A 14,865-nucleotide genomic window follows, 5' to 3' on the forward strand; every position below is an offset into this window, starting at 1 on the left:
ATACCGATTTGCTAACAGAACATGGCATTGGCGAATAGGCGGCATTCCCGAGAAGCTATTGCTGCGATTCGGAAAGAAAGACACTTCGGCCAGGAGGAATTCAGTGAAGCGTGATTTTCAGGCCCCGGGCCGGTCCCCGGTTTTTGCACGCGAAGCAGCGGCTGCGACCTCTCATCCGCTGGCAACGAGCGCGGCTCTGGAAGTGCTTCAGGCAGGTGGTAATGCGGTTGACGCGGCGATCGCGGCAGTTGCCGTTCAATGTGTTGTCGAACCGCATATGACCGGTATCGGCGGCGACTGTTTTGCCATTGTCATGGAGCCGGATGGACGTCTGACGGGTTTCAATGGTTCAGGCGCAGCCCCGCGGGCCGCGACACCGCAAAAGCTTGCAGAGCTCGGCGTCAAGGACATCACCGACACATCGCCGCATGCCGTGACCGTACCCGGTGCCATTCGGGCCTGGGAAACGCTGCTGAAGGCGCATGGCACCAAGAGTTTCAAATCCCTGTTCAAGCGGGCAATTCAATATGCCCGCGACGGATTTCCGGTTGCCCCGCGTGTCGCGCGCGACTGGGCCGGGGATGTCGACAAGCTGCGCGCCGACGAGGTTTCGGCCGCGCGCTACCTGATCAAGGGCGAAGCACCCAAAACCGGCACGGTTCTGAAATATCCGCGTCTGGCAGACACTCTCTCGGCAATTGCCGAGGGCGGGGCGGATGCCTTCTATTCCGGCCCGGTTGCCGACGACATCGTGAGCGCGCTGCAGTCGCGCGGCGGGCTGATGACCCAGGACGATCTGGCCGCTTGCCATACGACAGCGGTTTCACCGGTGTTGAGGGACTACAAGGGCCACACGGTGGCCGAATTGCCGCCAAACGGGCAGGGGATCGTTGCCCTGATCATGCTCGGTATTCTGGAACAATTCGACCTCGAAAGCCTTGATCCGCTCGGTCCGGAACGTTTCCACCTGGAAATGGAAGCCGCGCGTCTGGCCTATGGCGTTCGGGAGCAGTTCATCACCGACCCGGGCTATATGGATGTCTGCCACACACGGTTGATCGGCGCGGATTATATCGACCAGCTTGCCCGGCAGGTGTCGCTGACCAAGCGGATGGACTCGGTTCCGGCAAGTGCGCTGGCTCCGCAGACGGATACGGTCTACCTGACGATTGTCGACAGGGACGGACTTGCGGTTTCCTTCATCAATTCCCTGTTCAGCGGGTTCGGCAGTGGCATTGTCGCTCCGGAAACCGGTGTGCTGCTGCATTGCCGCGGCAGTTCGTTCCGGGCCGAACCGGGACATACCAATTCCATCGACGGCGGCAAGCGGCCGATGCATACGATCATCCCGGCGATGGTGCTGAAAGAAGGCGCGCCATTCCTGTCGTTCGGCGTGATGGGTGGCCACTACCAGGCCTGTGGCCATGCACATGTGCTGACCAACATCATCGACTATGGCATGGATGTTCAGGCCGCCATCGACTTCCCGCGCATGTTCTTCGACATCGCCAGCCACGAACTGCAGGCGGAACGACTGGTGCCACCGTCCACGCTGGACGGCCTTCGCGCGCTGGGCCATTCCGTCGTTCCGGCGTCCGGCCCGATCGGCGGGTCCCAGGCCATCATGATCGACAAGGCCCGGCACTTGCTGACCGCAGGCTCCGATCCGCGCAAGGATGGGCATGCCGGAGGCTACTGATCCGGCTTCGGCAGGCCTCCTGACCGCGTCAATTTGAACCTTGTGATCGCCGCCTCACGGGTGTTTGGTGCGGTTGGACGCGCCGATAATCATATGAGGTTTTCAATATGCCCGGATTTTCGAGGCGGGAGATCCTGCTTGGCGGCGCCGGGGCGCTGACGGCGTTTGCAGCCGGTGGACTTGGTGCCAGGCAGGCACTGGCCGCCGAGCACAGCCTGACCCTTTCAAGGCTCAATCATTCCGTGCTGCCGGAAACGGTCACGGCTGACATGATGAGCTTCAGCCCCAGTGGCCCGCCACCGGTGCTTCGGTTCCGCAAGGGACAGACCACCACGATCGACGTGAAGAACGCGCTTGATGAAGCGTCGGTGGTGCATTGGCACGGGCTCAGGATCGCCAACAACATGGATGGCGTACCCTATCTGACCCAATATCCGATCGAGGCGGGAAACGCGTTCCGCTACGAGTTCACGCCGCCTGACGCCGGCACCTTCTGGTACCACCCGCATTGCAACACGCTGGAACAGATTGCCCGGGGAATGACCGGGGTGATCGTGGTGGAAGATGAGGAAGATGCCGGCTTCGACAGCGACCTGCCACTGAACATTCGTGATTTCCGGCTTGGAGGCGACGGCCAGTTCATTGCCTTCTACAAGCCTCGCAATGCCGCGCGAGGCGGCACTCTCGGAACCGTTTCGACAGTCAACTGGCAACCACAGCCCGTTTATGAACTAGCCGCAGGCTCTCTCGTGCGTCTGCGTCTGGCTGTCACCGATCTCACAAGGGTCGGCAGATATACAGTTTCCGGTGCCGAGGCGCTGGTGATCGCGATCGACAGCAACCCGTTGCCGCAGCCGGTGGCGATGGACGAAATCGTGCTTGCGCCCGGCCAGCGGGCTGATGTTGCCCTGCGTGTTCCGGACAGTGAAGACGAGGTCGCCACGCTTGTTCTGAAAAAGCCGAATGGCGACAAGGTGCTGGCGACGTTCCAGCCCAAGGGCACGACAGCCGGCAGGGACCTGCGCGAACTGAGGCCGCTCAAGCCGAACCCGGTGCCACAGGCAGACCTTGCCAATGCCGAGGTTCTGGATTTCGTGTTCGGCTGGTCTCCGGCCGGGGATGCGCCGCAGGCCAGCATCTGTGGTTCGCTCGGCTATACCTTCTGGTCGATCAACCGGGTGGCCTGGGGCGGGGATGTGCCTGGGCCGTTCGATCCGCTGGCGACCATGCGGCACGGCAAGTCCTACATCCTGCGCTTCCGAAACGAGTCACCAAACGATCATCCGATCCATCTGCACGGCATGTCGTTCCAGTTGCTGCGGTCGAACAAGCGCAAGCTGCCGCCGCTGGTGACGGATACCGCGCTGCTTCTGGAAGAAGAAACCATGGAAGTGGCCCTGGTTGCCGACAATCCGGGCGACTGGGCATTCCATTGCCATGTGATCGAACACCAGAAAACCGGCCTCGCCGGTTTCCTGCGTGTGGAAGCCTGAGCGTTTTTTTGACAGGTCAGGCAGACAGGGAGATCGTGTAGGAGCGTTCGTCGCCGTCTTCGGCGGCGGATGCATATTGCGCGACATGCTGCCGACGCTCCAGCCAGGTCTGCTCGTCAAACGAGTCTCCGGCCAAAAGCTGGGTGGCATATTCGGCATGGGCGCCGTAATAGGCGTCGCGCTGAGAAGCCTGTGCGGCGAGATGCGCAGGGACGGCATCCAGAGCGCCAAACTGACCGTTTGACGTCGAACCGAAGCCGGTTCTTTCAGTCGGCGCGGTTACCGGCTTCTGCCGGATGCGCATGGGATGGATGGCCGATACGGGTCTTACTTGCATTTCAGTCTCCGGGGTGGGCCAGTCCGTGGCCAGTCTTTCGGAGGTCCGGGGAGTCCGGATCTGTTTTTCAATATAGGGTCTCTGACAACAGAAAAATGTGACGCGCGTCACACTTTGACGGGTGAGGGGTTTGCCCGCTGCTGTCTAAGGGTAACGGTTGTCAGCAGAATTTGTTCCCGATGCCGTCATTTGGCGCGGTGCTTCAGCCTCCAGCCTGTGCTGTCCGCCTGATATGCCCCTCCAGGATCCTCACCTGAAACATGCTGGTGCAAACCAAAAAAATACCCGGAGCAATGCCCCGGGTTGAAGGTCTCCAGTGGTACTTCTGGAACTTTGAAACAGGTTGGCCTAGCGCTCGGTCTTGAGCAGTCGGCCGGCAGGGCGCTGGCGTGGCAGGGCAGCAGTTGCCCGATAGGAGTTCACGCCGGTGAGAGGTTCTGTTTGCCTGCGGAACCTTGTCTGGGGCTCTCCATCTCGAGTCGCGATCAGATGGGCGAGGAAAATAGAGTTCGGGCGGTAGCGCGCGCTGAAAGCAATCTGCTCGCGCTCAAGCTCCGGTTCCACGGGAACGGGAAGATGCGTGGCAAAGGTCGCCTGCCGCTCGGATTCCGTCTCTCCCACGGAGGGACGCTTCCGCCTCACATTGGCACGACCTGCAGAAGAAACCGGGTTAACTCGCACGATTTAACGCCTCATTGTTTCAGAATGGCACGCCCAAGGCTGCCTCACCTGAAACGTCGCAATCACCGTGCCACGTTAACCTCTTGTTAACTTTTTGTCCGCAGAAAACCGCCGATCCGCATTAATAATCGTTAATGCAGTGGCGCAAAATCGGACACTTTTCAGTGGGAAGCGGGGATAGCGGTGGTAACCGGAACCGGCCCGTTGCAGGCAGGGGCAAGTCCTGACGGCAAAGGGAATCAGGTTTGGCGTGCGAGTGGAGGACTCAGGCTGAACGGTGTTCCGACAGTTCTGGCAGCCGGACCGCGAGTGGCAGAGCGAAGTCTTCGGCGGTCAGTTTTTCGCTCCTCAGAAGATGCTGCAGGCTCACGGCAACCGACATGGCATCGTCGAGAGCGTCGTGTTGCCGCCCGTCCGGTGTCTTCAGGTCAAAATATTCCGCCAGGCGTCCACTCGTCATTTTGCCCATATCCTCAAAGGGAATGCCCGCATTCAAGATTAGGCCGATGGCGTTGCCGAAGCGGTGGGCGGGGATAGGTGGTGTCAGGCCTTCGATATAGGAACTGATCGCCAGAAGGGTGAGTTCGTCCTTGCCCCAGGACCAGAAATTCGCCCCCTCTGCGAAGGCTGCGAGCCTTTCCAATGCGTCGGCGTGGGCAATGCCTTCGCGGTCGATGTCCGCCTGGGTTATGCCGGTCAGTTCGGTGAAGAAAGGATCTGCCGTCGGGTGCCTACCAAACCTGTCCCTCGGTTTGATCAGGACATTGAAGGTTTTGAGAATGTCAAAACTGCCCCCGAGCGAGAGTTTCACCGCGCCAATCTGGGCGACATTCGGATCCGGATCCAGTGGCCCGCACCATTGCCGGCTCATGGCGCCGGGCGCGGTCAGATATTCGCAGTCGTAAATGATCACGTGATGCATGAAAAAGAGATCCGTCCGATCAAAAGAAGGAAAAAGCGAGGGCGGCCAGAAACAGAAGAACGGTTGAATAGAACGTCAGGGCAAAGCCGAAGGCCCTGGCGGCAGCGCCTTTTTCATAACCGTTCCAGAACAGAGCGCGTCCGCACCAGAACAGCAGAGCAGCAGCAGGCAAAGCGCCAAGATACCCGGCCGGGGCAAGTGCTGCGAATGCGATGTAGGCAAGGGCGGCCAGCGTGGTCTGTTCCAGCGTGTTCTGGAGCACGGCCTGCAACACCTTGGCCTTTTCGGTGCCAGAGGTCAGTCCGCTGCCGTCGATATCCTCCGGTGTGAAAAAGCGATGCCGCGCCAGGAGGCCTATCGACAAAAGCAGCCAGAAAGCGCCGGCCAGCAGACACTGGGCGGCGAGCGTAAGGCGGGCTTGCGGCGAGCCGTCCGGCAGCCAGTCCTGCGGATACTGAACGGCGCCGAAGCCGAGCCCGGTGGCCGCGACGATTACCGCCGCGATCATGCCCTTCATGACACCATGTTGTTTCGCTGTCAGGGGCAACCTGCTGCCTCGGGTTTGCTGACTGAACCGATACTGGAACAGGACCACACCGGGCTTCAAAAGAAAAGTGCTGGCAGGCCCCGGCGCAGGCAGACTGGCGCGACCAGGAGGCCGCGCCAGTGCAAGTGATCGTCTTTGAGCCCGTCAGTCCGGCGCCTTGCCGGTCCAGGCGCTGCGGTCGATGTCGAGATCCGAGAAGTTGTCAGGGTTCAGCACCGGTCGGGCCACACCTTCCCGAAGCTGACTCTTGAAGTCGTCCAGGATCCGCTTGGCTGTCGGGAACAGCATCATCAGAGCCAGTAGGTTGACGACCGCCAGGACGCCCATCAGCGGATCGGAGAAGAAGAACACCGAGGTTGCATTCGGTGCCGTCGCCCCCAGGAACACGACGCCCATCACGGCGACCCTGAGAACGTGCAGGGCCATGGTGCTGGATGTCATCGAACTGAGGGCGTTTTCGCCGAGGTAGTAGTTGTAGATGATGGAGCTGAACGCGAAGAGCAGCACCGCGCCGGTCAGGAAATAGCTCGTCCAGCCACCGAGGTGGGAGGCAAGGGACTGCTGGGTCAGGACCACGCCGTCAACGCCTTCTGCACCCGGCACATAGACATCGCCGAGAAGGATGACCAGCGCCGTACAGGTGCAGATGATCATCGTGTCGATGAAGACCGAGAAGGACTGGGTGATGCCCTGGCTGATCGGGTGGCGGACTTCCGCCGTGGCGGCAACGTTGGGAGCCGAGCCGAGGCCGGCTTCGTTGGAGAACAGCCCGCGGCGCAGGCCTTGCGCAAGGGCTGCGCCCATGCCGCCGCCAACCACCTCTTCCAGCCCGAAGGCGTTGAGAACGATGGTGTAGATGACGCCGGGAACTTCGGTGATGTTGAGAAGGATGATCACGAGCGCCATGCCGATATAGCCGACGGCCATGATCGGCACGATGACGTCCGCTGCCTTGGCAATACGGTGGATGCCGCCAAAGACGATGAGGCCGGTCACCACAGTCAGGCCAATGCCCGTCCACAGCCGGCCGATGCCGAGGCTTTCTTCGGCGGCGCCCGCCACGGTGTTGCCCTGGAAGGCGTTGAAGCCGAAGGCAAACGAGGCCATGAGGCAGAGTGCATAAAGCACTGCAAGCCAGCGGTAATCGGCGCCAAGGCCATGGATGATGGTGCGGGCGGGTCCGCCGCGATACGTGCCGTCACCGGTGGAGCGCTTGTAGAGCTGGGCGAGCGAACACTCGATCAGGCTGGTTGCCATGCCGACAAGGGCAACGGCCCACATCCAGAAGACCGCACCGGGGCCACCGAGCGTGATCGCCACGGCGACGCCGGCGATGTTGCCGCCGCCAACCCGGCCGCCGACAGACAGAAGCAGCGCTTCGCGGGCAGAGATCGCGTTGGGATCACCCGACTGGTTCTTGGAAGACAATACGCGGAACATACGCAGGAAGAAGCGTAGCTGAACGAAACCGGTAACGACCGTGAAGAAGATGCCAATGACGACGAGAAACGGGATGAGTGCCCACCCCCAGGTCAGGTCGCCGATTAGGGCGAAGAACGCCTCGACAAGCTGCATGGATCCAACCCTCCTTGTTTTCCGCAAGGCTGACGAAGGGTCAGCCTCATCGGAACCGGAAGGGTAGGCTTCAATTTCCGGGGTTTGCAATAAAAAAGAGAGTTGCTTGAAAATGCAGCTTTGAATTGCCGAGTTGATAGGCAGCCACCAGGCAACAAAAAACGCGGCTCGAATGAACCGCGTTTTTCAAATCGGATCGGGAAGCCTGCCTTAAGCGGCCAGAGCGCCCTGAGCCTGATCAACCAGGGCCTTGAAGGCATCCGGCTGGTTGATGGCGAGGTCGGACAGAACCTTGCGGTCGACTTCGATGCCGGCCTTGTTCAGACCGTCGATGAAGCGGCCATAGGTCATGCCGTGCTGGCGGGTTGCCGCATTAATGCGCTGGATCCAGAGCGAACGGAAGTTGCGCTTCTTGGCCTTGCGGTCGCGATAAGCGTACTGGCCGGCTTTCTCGACGGCCTGCTTGGCAACGCGGATGGTATTCTTGCGGCGGCCGTAATAGCCTTTTGCTGCCTTGATTACTTTTTTGTGGCGAGCGTGGGCGGTAACGCCCCGTTTGACGCGTGACATTTAGGTGATCTCCTTCGGGGCTGGCTTTATGCGTAGGGCAGGAACTGCTTCACGATCTTTGCATCCTGGTCGCTCAGCGTGGTGGTGCCACGGGCGTTGCGGATGAACTTGTTCGTGCGCTTGATCATGCCATGACGCTTGCCGGCCTGCGCGGTCTTCACCTTGCCGGTCGCGGTCACTTTGAAGCGCTTTTTGGCGCCGGACTTCGTTTTCAGCTTGGGCATTTTGCATCCTTTCCTTGGTGCATCCGTTCAGAACGGATACTCTTTTGTTGGTGCATTCAGAGCCGACACGGCATGCCCTCGGTTGTCGAAAACGGTCTGCGCAAGAACACAGAAAACCAGTCCACGACGAGCCGGACGACTCTGGACCGGGCGCTTATATGGGAGCTTTCCTTGGAATGCAACCGGTTTGCGCGCCTTTTTTGGCGGTTTCGGCCAGATCTGCGGCACGGTCTCCGTGGCAAAAGCAGTCGCCGCGGAGACCGGTGTTCGCCAGCAAGGCCGATCAGGCAGCCAGATCGCATTCCTGCCGGGCGGCCTGAAGGCTGGCAGAGGCCTTTTCAGGATCGGCGACGGTGCCTTGCACGGCAATGAAGCGGATATCCTCAACGCCCAGGAACGACAACAGGAACTTGAGGTAAGGCTGCACGAAGTTGGCCGCGGCAAAGGGCTGGCCGTCAAGATAGCCTTCGGCCCCATAGGCGGAAATCACCACCGCACGCCGGGTTTTTGCAAGTCCCTGAAAGCTGTTGCCGTCAAACGAAAATGTGTGCCCGACACGAACGATCTGGTCGATCCAGGCCTTGAGAGCCGCGGGAACTGCGAAATTGTAGATCGGCGCGGCAATCAACAGGGTGTCGGCTTCCTGAAGTTCGGCGATCAGCTCGTCGGAAAGGGCTGTCGCTTCCTTCAGGTCTGCGGTCATGGAGGCGGGCTCGGTATAGAAACCTTCGATGGTCTTCTGTCCGATGATCGGGATGGAACCATCGGCAACATTTCGCGTGATCACGCGGCAGTCGGGGTGTTTGCGGCGGTAGCTTGCCTCGAAATGATCGGCAATGGCGGTGGAGTGCGAGCCGGTCTGGCGAGAACTGGAATTGATGCGCAGAAGCAGTGTCATGCGGGTATCTCCTGGTTGGACGATGCCCGAAGGTTATTTCTGCGCGAGTGGAGGAAAAATACTGTGGCTCACAGGATATTCGTGCTTATTCTGCATGAATGGATCTGCAAGCCCTCAAGACAATCCTGCTCGTTCGCGACCTTGGCAGCCTGGCAGCTGCCGCGCGCGCGCTGGATCTCGATGCCTCGAATGTGTCCCGGACGGTTTCTTCAATCGAGCGGGAGCTTGGTCAGCGGCTTTTCCAGCGCAGCACGCGCAAGCTGTCGCTGACGGAGGCAGGCGAGGCCTATCTCCAGCGGGTTGCGCCGCTTGTGGAGGAGATCGAGGCGGCGAACGAGGACATTGCCGCCAGAAGCCAGCAGCCAAGGGGAACCTTGCGCATGACGGCGTCGGTTGCCTTCGTGCTGGAAGGAATCGTCCCGCTTCTGCCGGTGTTTCACGACCGGTACCCGGATATCTCGGTCGAGCTTTTTCCCTCCGACAGCAATCTCGACCTTCTGGCCGAAGGACTGGACCTTGCTATCCGCCTGGCTGCGGCGCCGAAAGGCGATCTCATTTCCACAAAGCTGCTGCAAACCCATTACCGGGTGGTGGCCTCGCAGGACTATCTTGAAAGGGAAGGGCATCCGGAAGTGCCGTGTGACCTGACTGCCCGAAAATGCCTGTGTTTTGCATTGCCGGATTTTCGCAATGCCTGGCGCTTCAGGCTTGGGGATGACGCGCCCTTCGATGTGGAAGTTTCCGGCAGAACGACAATTTCAAGTGCGCTTGCGCTACGCGAAGCGGCCAGGCTTGGCCTTGGTCCGGCATTGCTGGCCGACTGGCTGATTGCGAACGACCTGAAGGACGGCAGGCTGGTCGATCTCTTTCCCGACCACACGTGTGCTCCGGCGAACTTCGAAACCGCTGCATGGATACTTTATCCGAGCAGGGCCTATCTGCCACTCAAGGTGCGGGTGATGATCGATTTTCTGAAGACAGAGTTCGGACGTTCCGGGAATTGATTATACATCAGAGGATCTGATTTTTTGAGATAAATTATCCAATTTGACGAAATGAAGAAGGTTTTTTACATCCAGAAATGTTTACGAATTCAAATATTCATGATTTTGATCGTATTTCTGAATTCATAAACTGATTTATGCGATTGAGGTAATTCATATATGGCAATTTCACTAAGAAAAACGCCAAACTCAATCTTTACGTGTTATTTAGTGTGAAACTTTGTCCAATAATACATTTCTTTCTTGAGAATCAGGTCGTGAATATGTTGTTTTAAGGCTACGGAACAATAATTCGGACAACCTTGGATATGAATCCCAACATATGCCACGATCGAAAGATTGTTTTTGTACACAATCCCAAAGTAGCTGGTACGAGCCTGAGAGACTGGCTTGGCTTTGAAGAAGTCTGGAATCACGGATTCCCGACGACAAATACACCTGTAGAATGCTGGAATGACTACAGGGTTATTGTTGCTGTACGAGATCCGATCGACCGGGCCTTGTCCGGATACAGGTTCATGACCCGGGAAAAATATGTCGGAAGCTTCCGCAGCCGGTATCCTGACCTGCCAACCTGGGACCCGCTGACCTTCTTCCGGAAAATGTTCAACGAACAGATCTTCGTGGTGCCGCCGCAGTTCAAGTACACAATGCACATGCATTCCAACAAGGCGCCGGACTATCTGATCCGTTTCGAGAACATGGATCTTTCCCAGCTCGCGCAGGATCTCGATATCCAGAAGCCGTTGCCACGGGAAAACGCGAACCCGCAAACTGAAGTGGTCGATATTGCGGAAGATCTCTATGTGGCCCTGATCGACCACTACAAGGTCGATTACCTGCTTTTTGGCTACAGGCCGGTGCCTTATCGCGACTTCATGCGCTTACAGGAAAAAGCTGCGGCTGCCTGAAGATCTGCATTCATTTCCGTGACGAAATTCGCCCGGGCAGACGCATTGTCCACCCGGGCAAGGGATTGTCTCAGGCATTCACGTCGACGACGACACGGCCCTTGACCTGGCCTTTCAGGATGTCGGCACCAAGCGCCGGCAGGTCTTCAAGGGTTGCCGGATGGATCATCGCCTCCAGCTTGTCCATCGGCAGGTCTTTCGCCAGCCGTTCCCAGGCTTTCAGGCGGCCGTCATACGGCTTCATGACGCTGTCGATGCCCAGCAGGTTGACGCCGCGCAGGAGGAACGGGATGACGGTTGCCGGCAGATTGGCGCCGCCTGCGAGGCCGACGGCTGCAACGGATGCGCCGTATTTCATCTGGCCGAGAACACGTGCGAGCATCGGACCGCCGACAGCATCGATGCAGCCCGCCCAGGTTTCGCTTTCCAGGGGGCGCTTGACCGTTTCGGCAACGTCATCGCGCGGCACCACGCGGGCGGCGCCAAGAGACTTCAGGTAATCCCAGGTGCTCTCGCGTCCGGTGACGGCGGCAACCTCGTAGCCGAGATTGGCCAGAATGGCGGTTGCGACGGAGCCGACGCCGCCAGCGGCACCGGTGACCAGAACCGGCCCGTTTTCAGGCTTCAGCCCGTGCTCCTCAAGCGCCATGACCGCAAGCATGGCCGTGAAGCCGGCTGTGCCGATGGCCATGGCGTTGCGCGTGGTCAAGCCTTCCGGCAATGGGACGAGCCACTCGCCCTTTACCCGTGCCTTCTGGGCGTAGCCGCCCCACCAAGCTTCGCCGACGCGCCAGCCGGTCAGCACCACCTTGTCGCCCGGCTTGTACCAGTCGTCGGAGCTTTCCTCGACGGTTCCGGCAAAGTCGATGCCGGGCACATGCGGGTAGTTTCGAACCAGTCCTCCTCCCGGGCCAAGGCACAGGCCGTCCTTGTAGTTGAGCGTGGAATATTCGACAGCAACCGTGACATCGCCTTCCGGCAGGCGGCTCACGTCGATGTTCTCAATCGAGGCGTGGGTTTTGCCGTCTTCGTCCTTGTCGACAATCAGTGCCTTGAAGGTCATGAGCTGTTCCCTTTTCTCTTCGGTTTCAGGCGGCGGCTTCCGCCGCCGGGCCGGACCAGTCGATCTGGCAGATTTCAGCACTTCTGCCGTCAAAATCCCAGACCCTGCCGTAAGCGCGCACGCGGCCTTGCGTGGCAGTGGCGACCGTGATGTCCGAACCCATCCAGTATTCGGTGTTCTTGACGACGATATCCTCGTCCGGATTGGCGCCGCGCACAGGCTCTACCTCGCCCTTGATCGCCTTGCCGACGATCAGGCGGCGTTTCTTGCCTTCGTTGGTGTAGGAGACGGGGGCACGCTCTGCGCCCAGAAACTCGCTGACCAGAACCCGGAACAGGCCGGTGGTGCCCTTGGCCTGGCCGGAGAAGATCTTGATCAATCCGTCATAGGCCGCTTCGCTGGCGCGCTCGTCGATATAGGCAGCGGCCTTCCAGTTGCCGCGAGCCATCAGGCCCGGAATTTCCAGAACCAGGCCGACATTGAGCCCGGACAGGTCCTCGCCCTCATAATGGCCTTCGTCAATGCGCACCCCGGCCCAGGCCTGGCAGTAACCCTCTGTGGGCGGGTGCTTGCCGAGCGACACCACGCAGGGGCAGAAGACGGTGCAATTGCAGTTGAGGATCAGTTCTCCTCTAATGGCCCAGCCGGACATGATTTTCTCCCTATATGGTTATTGGCAATAACGGCAGAACCAGAACGACCAGTCCGGCCAGAATGAGGAAAACGCCGACCGGCGCGGTAAGTTTCGCGCCGATGTCGGGAAGTTTTTCCAGAGTCATCAGCACCATGGCGCCTCCCATGAAGGCGAGATTCATGGTGCCGGCGACAAACGCGAGCAGCATCAATGCCCAGCAGCAGCCAAGGCAGACGGCGCCAAGCCTGAGGCCGAGCGAAAGCCCGCCCCGGGCACCCGGCTGCCAATGGCTGAAGAAAAAGGTCAGCGGGTTCCGGCAGGAGCTGAGGCAGGCCTGCTTGAGGCGGCTGAACTGATAAGCCCCCGCCAGCAGCAACAGGGCTGCGTTCAACGGGTTGGAAACGGATTTGCCGAATGGATCGAGCAGGTTCTGTCCCGCCAGCCAGACCTGAAGAGAACCGGCCAGAAGCGAAAACCCGAGCCAGACAGCCAGATACCCACCCACAAGCGCGGCCAGCGGCAAGATGCCTGCGGCGGCTGTCTGTGTCAGCTGTGCATAGGTGCGAAAAGCTGGAAAGGCTGTTGGTGCCATCATCGCCAGGGCCATCAGGGCCCACATGAGGGCGGCGACCCAGAAGCCGGCATTGGCGGCCGTTGCCGAGCACAGGGACAGGAATGCCTCCAGCGGCTGCCCGATGGGTAGCCCCGTAAGCTGCCAGTCCGTGGTGTCCCTCAGGCCACCTGCCTGCATGGCGAACAGGACGGCCCAGGCCACCAGAATGGTGGCATAAAAGGTCAGCCAGAACGCTCTGTGGCCAGGCATGAGCCGCGCAACGGTGTCCACCCGATCCTCCCGATAAATTTTCACCTAGGCTGCGGGGGCGGTGTCTAAAAGTCAAACATTTAATTGTCAGACATTTAAACAATTTGTTTGACCGTGCCGGGTCGTCTCTTTAGGTTTGCCGGGGTTCAGGCGAAAATTCGGAGGTTCTTTTGGCGATTGAATTCAACACGATTCAAAAAGAGGGCCTTTCGGTCCAGATCGCCAATGCCATCCGCAATGCCATTCTGGAAGGCCGGCTTGCCGGCGAGGAACGCCTGCCGAGCGAAGCCGATCTGGCGGAGCGCTTCGGCGTGTCGCGGTCGACTGTTCGCGAGGCCTTGAAACGGCTTGCCGCCCAGAATCTTATCCGCAGCGAGCGGGGTTCTTCCGGTGGGGCTTTCGTCAATCGCATGACCTGGGCTGAAGCTCAGGACAACCTGATGACCACCACGCGGCTCCTGATCGGTATGAACGACATTCCGCTGGAAGACGCCATCGAGGCCCGCTTTGCGCTGGAAGCTGCCGCGCTGCCGCTGGCGGCGGAAAAACGCACCGACGACCAGTTGTCCGAACTTGCCCGTGAAATTTCCCTGCAGAGAAACCGTGACACAAGCGACGAGGACTTTTGCGCGTCGGACGTTGCCTTTCATTCGGCCGTGGCACGGGCAACGGACAACCCGATCCTGGTTTTCCAGTTGTCGGCTGCTTTCGAGGCAATGCAGCCACTCATGAACATGCTGGTCTACCGCCTGCGCGACCGCGAACGGATCGCCGATCTTCATCAGGCCCTGGCCGATGCGCTGGCCGCGCGCGACAGCGCCGGCGCCGCGCAGCATCTGGACGCCCTGTCGGCCTATACGCGCGAACTGGCGGCGCAAAGGCGCAAGCCGCGTAGCGCATAACGACCCTTTTCAGGGATGTCTGTCCTTATCCATGCGAAGCTGGTAGGCGATTTCAGTCGCGCCTAAGCCCAAAAGCCAAGTCATGTCAGAGACTTGCATAATAAGTAACTCTACGGCATTGTTCAATCTCATCCTAAAGTCTAATATAGACGAAAGTCGAAGTTCGAATCGTGGCGAATTTGCCTCCCACGTCTGCCGAGACGGTCACCGGATGCGCCATCTGTTTGAAAAGGTCGGCTTTTGTACGCCCGGTCACACTTGGCCGGGCGTACAGATCTGAACAGAGCTTGCGCCTGCGTGGCAGGAGCGCTCTTGACCATAGGGAGCAGTGCCATGAAATTCTGGAGCATCGCCGTCGTCGCCATGATCCTCGCCGGTGTCGCCGCCACCAAGGCCGCCAACCCCAGCCATGCCCTGACCGACGGCTCCGTCGCCACCGGCATCCCGGTCACGACGCTGCACACGCCAGTCACGCCGTAAGGCCACCGACAAACGTCCGGCGCAGGCGCCCTTTGCCTGCGCATTCAAACCTGTTTCAAGCCACTCGGCTTGGCTGCATCCCCTGTGCGCAGCCCTTTATCC

Annotated in this window: 17 protein-coding genes; 6 read left to right on the forward strand and 11 right to left on the reverse strand. The window is 59.7% G+C overall.

Annotated elements, in window-relative coordinates; genetic code table 11:
- Positions 1 to 103: 103 nt before the first annotated feature.
- Both ggt and FIV05_RS06715 read left to right on the forward strand, forming a co-directional pair.
- Positions 104 to 1,699 carry a gamma-glutamyltransferase gene (gene ggt / locus FIV05_RS06710; protein WP_152509078.1) on the forward strand — a complete coding sequence of 532 codons (1,596 nt, stop codon included), beginning with the start codon at positions 104 to 106 and terminating at the stop codon, positions 1,697 to 1,699.
- Between the two features lie 107 nt (positions 1,700 to 1,806).
- A complete protein-coding gene (locus FIV05_RS06715; RefSeq protein WP_152509079.1) occupies positions 1,807 to 3,192 on the forward strand; it encodes a multicopper oxidase family protein in 1,386 nt (461 codons plus the stop codon).
- A 16-nt stretch (positions 3,193 to 3,208) separates the two neighbouring features.
- On the opposite strand, the gene FIV05_RS06720 is transcribed toward FIV05_RS06715, so the two are convergent.
- The 8 genes from FIV05_RS06720 to FIV05_RS06755 form a co-directional block, all read right to left on the reverse strand.
- Positions 3,209 to 3,529 (reverse strand): hypothetical protein, encoded by a 321-nt coding sequence (locus FIV05_RS06720; RefSeq protein ID WP_139314091.1) that lies wholly within the window; start codon positions 3,527 to 3,529, stop codon positions 3,209 to 3,211.
- A gap of 348 nt (positions 3,530 to 3,877) precedes the next feature.
- The gene (locus FIV05_RS06725; protein ID WP_152509080.1) at positions 3,878 to 4,150 is read right to left on the reverse strand and encodes a hypothetical protein; all 273 of its coding nucleotides are present in this window, start codon (positions 4,148 to 4,150) and stop codon (positions 3,878 to 3,880) included.
- A gap of 325 nt (positions 4,151 to 4,475) precedes the next feature.
- On the reverse strand, positions 4,476 to 5,132 hold the full coding sequence (locus FIV05_RS06730; RefSeq protein WP_152509081.1) for a 3'-5' exonuclease: 657 nt from the start codon (positions 5,130 to 5,132) through the stop codon (positions 4,476 to 4,478).
- A 19-nt stretch (positions 5,133 to 5,151) separates the two neighbouring features.
- Positions 5,152 to 5,679, reverse strand: coding sequence for an MAPEG family protein (locus FIV05_RS06735; RefSeq protein ID WP_209009882.1), 528 nt, complete (start codon positions 5,677 to 5,679; stop codon positions 5,152 to 5,154).
- Between the two features lie 144 nt (positions 5,680 to 5,823).
- Positions 5,824 to 7,254, reverse strand: a complete 1,431-nt coding sequence (locus tag FIV05_RS06740; RefSeq protein ID WP_152509082.1) for an alanine/glycine:cation symporter family protein — start codon at positions 7,252 to 7,254, stop codon at positions 5,824 to 5,826.
- Positions 7,255 to 7,464: 210 nt separating this feature from the next.
- Positions 7,465 to 7,824 carry a 50S ribosomal protein L20 gene (rplT, locus tag FIV05_RS06745; protein WP_023002609.1) on the reverse strand — a complete coding sequence of 120 codons (360 nt, stop codon included), beginning with the start codon at positions 7,822 to 7,824 and terminating at the stop codon, positions 7,465 to 7,467.
- Positions 7,825 to 7,850: 26 nt separating this feature from the next.
- On the reverse strand, positions 7,851 to 8,048 hold the full coding sequence (gene rpmI / locus FIV05_RS06750) for a 50S ribosomal protein L35 (RefSeq protein WP_023002610.1): 198 nt from the start codon (positions 8,046 to 8,048) through the stop codon (positions 7,851 to 7,853).
- Positions 8,049 to 8,331: 283 nt separating this feature from the next.
- Positions 8,332 to 8,946, reverse strand: coding sequence for an NAD(P)H-dependent oxidoreductase (locus FIV05_RS06755; protein ID WP_152509083.1), 615 nt, complete (start codon positions 8,944 to 8,946; stop codon positions 8,332 to 8,334).
- A 98-nt stretch (positions 8,947 to 9,044) separates the two neighbouring features.
- Between FIV05_RS06755 and FIV05_RS06760 the strand changes: the two genes are divergently transcribed.
- Together FIV05_RS06760 and FIV05_RS06765 are read left to right on the forward strand one after the other, a co-directional pair.
- On the forward strand, positions 9,045 to 9,950 hold the full coding sequence (locus tag FIV05_RS06760; RefSeq protein ID WP_152509084.1) for a LysR family transcriptional regulator: 906 nt from the start codon (positions 9,045 to 9,047) through the stop codon (positions 9,948 to 9,950).
- A 518-nt stretch (positions 9,951 to 10,468) separates the two neighbouring features.
- Positions 10,469 to 10,861 (forward strand): hypothetical protein, encoded by a 393-nt coding sequence (locus tag FIV05_RS06765; RefSeq protein WP_023002614.1) that lies wholly within the window; start codon positions 10,469 to 10,471, stop codon positions 10,859 to 10,861.
- A 70-nt stretch (positions 10,862 to 10,931) separates the two neighbouring features.
- On the opposite strand, the gene acuI is transcribed toward FIV05_RS06765, so the two are convergent.
- The 3 genes from acuI to FIV05_RS06780 are packed head-to-tail and all read right to left on the reverse strand — an operon-like array spanning position 10,932 to position 13,402.
- A complete protein-coding gene (acuI, locus tag FIV05_RS06770; protein ID WP_152509085.1) occupies positions 10,932 to 11,924 on the reverse strand; it encodes an acryloyl-CoA reductase in 993 nt (330 codons plus the stop codon).
- A 25-nt stretch (positions 11,925 to 11,949) separates the two neighbouring features.
- Positions 11,950 to 12,576, reverse strand: coding sequence for a DUF1326 domain-containing protein (locus tag FIV05_RS06775; RefSeq protein ID WP_023002616.1), 627 nt, complete (start codon positions 12,574 to 12,576; stop codon positions 11,950 to 11,952).
- 10 nt (positions 12,577 to 12,586) lie between these two features.
- Positions 12,587 to 13,402 (reverse strand): DUF2182 domain-containing protein, encoded by an 816-nt coding sequence (locus tag FIV05_RS06780; RefSeq protein WP_209009883.1) that lies wholly within the window; start codon positions 13,400 to 13,402, stop codon positions 12,587 to 12,589.
- A 149-nt stretch (positions 13,403 to 13,551) separates the two neighbouring features.
- Between FIV05_RS06780 and FIV05_RS06785 the strand changes: the two genes are divergently transcribed.
- On the forward strand, positions 13,552 to 14,283 hold the full coding sequence (locus FIV05_RS06785) for an FCD domain-containing protein (protein ID WP_152509086.1): 732 nt from the start codon (positions 13,552 to 13,554) through the stop codon (positions 14,281 to 14,283).
- A 312-nt stretch (positions 14,284 to 14,595) separates the two neighbouring features.
- Positions 14,596 to 14,763 (forward strand): hypothetical protein, encoded by a 168-nt coding sequence (locus FIV05_RS31520; protein WP_173013789.1) that lies wholly within the window; start codon positions 14,596 to 14,598, stop codon positions 14,761 to 14,763.
- The last annotated feature ends 102 nt before the right edge of the window (positions 14,764 to 14,865 follow it).

Origin of the sequence: Labrenzia sp. THAF191a (assembly GCF_009363335.1) — a bacterium.
GTDB classification, from domain to species: Bacteria; Pseudomonadota; Alphaproteobacteria; order Rhizobiales; family Stappiaceae; genus Roseibium; species Roseibium algicola.